This is a genomic window from Variovorax sp. P4_D9 (genome assembly GCF_056401695.1).
On sequence record NZ_JBFUIU010001411.1, the window covers coordinates 1 to 1,432 of the forward strand.

The following is a 1,432-nucleotide window of genomic DNA, read 5'->3' on the forward strand; positions in this document are numbered from 1 at the left end:
CTGCCGAGCCGGCCGAGGATCACGCCGTAGAGGGGCACGAAGACCGAGCTCAGCAGCAGCAGGAAGGGTTCGAGCGTGTGCATCGGCAACACCAGGGCGAAGGCGATGCAGATCGAGGCCAGCAAGAGACCCCACCGTCGCACGCTCCAGCGCGGCTGCAGGCTGTGGGCCGACACCGAGCCTGAGTAGATGTCGCCATAAGCGTTGTCGAGTTCGTCGATCAGGATCAGGCCGAGCGCCATCAGGCCGCCCTGCGCCAGCAACAGGGCCGTGACCAGGTTGGTGCCGGGCTCGGCGACGCTCACCACCATCACGCCGAGCGCGTAGCACCAGATGTTGGCCAGCACGTAGCCGATCCAGGTGCCGCCGAAGGCGCCGCCCAGGCCGCCCGCGCTGCGTTTACCATGGCGTGCATAGTCCGCCACCAGCGGCAGCCACGAGACCGGCATCGCGATCACCAGGTCGAGGGCGCCGAACAGGCCCATCGAGCCGTCGCCGGGCCGGGTCCAGAAGGACTCTAGCCCCTTGGCCTGGAGCCGGCTCGCGAACTGCCAGGTTAGCCAGGCCAGCGACAGCACCACCAGCGGCAAGCCGAAGCGGGTCACGAAGCGCCGCACCAGCTTGACCATCGAGCCCGCGAGCAAGGCGAGCAGCACGGCGCCCCACAGCAGCGTGGTGACGACGGTGCCCAGCGGGCCGCCGAGCGAACTCCCGAAGGCCTGGCCGCCGATGGCCTGGGTGCCTTCGCGCATGATCACGAGCTCGAAGGTGGTCCAGCCGATCAGCTGCACGATGTTGAGCACCACCGGCAGGCGGGCGAAGGCGCTGCCGTAGGTCGCGTGCATGAGGCCGGCGCTCGCCAGGCCGCATTCGCAGCCGACGCGCGCGGTCCAGGCCAGCAGGCCGGCACCGATGCAGGAACCCAGCACGATTGCCAGCATCGCGTCGCGGCTGCCGACCGCGGGCACCAGGTAGGCGCCGATCTGCATCACCAGCAGGCCGACGCCCAGGCTGAACCAGAGCGCCATGTGGTCGTGCCAATGGAAGACGCGGCCCCATTCATCGAGCGGCGTCAAGGCCTCGTTGGCAGCGGCCGAGGTCGTTTCGTGGGTCGTGTTTGCCATTCATTTGCTCCATGCAAAGTGATTGGCAGGTGGGCAAGGCCGGCAGCCCGACCGCCGCGCGAGAAAACGTGGCGGTCGCCGGACCAGCTTCCCTGCGCGAGGATTACCTCAGTCAGGTTCAAAGGGACTCTCTCAGCCGGCTTGCGACAGTCAGTCGCGGGCCGGCACCCCTAGCGTTGCTTCCGTCAGGCGAAGCAGCTTGGATTGTAGAGCCGGCGGCGACCGGCGGCGCTAGATGCCGTAGGAGCCCGTGGCAGGCTCCGTGCGCACATCGCCGCGCGCGGCCAGCGGCCAGATGAAGCGCCCGA

Annotated in this window: 1 protein-coding gene and 1 riboswitch; the gene reads right to left on the reverse strand. The window is 68.7% G+C overall.

The genetic code is table 11. The annotated features are described in order from the left end of the window. Positions 1-1,124, reverse strand: a 1,124-nt coding sequence (locus AC1DY5_RS55505) for a purine-cytosine permease family protein (protein WP_478122681.1), incomplete at its 3' end; no start/stop codon positions are given. A gap of 72 nt (positions 1,125-1,196) precedes the next feature. After that, positions 1,197-1,306, reverse strand: a riboswitch (TPP riboswitch). Positions 1,307-1,432 lie beyond the last annotated feature (126 nt).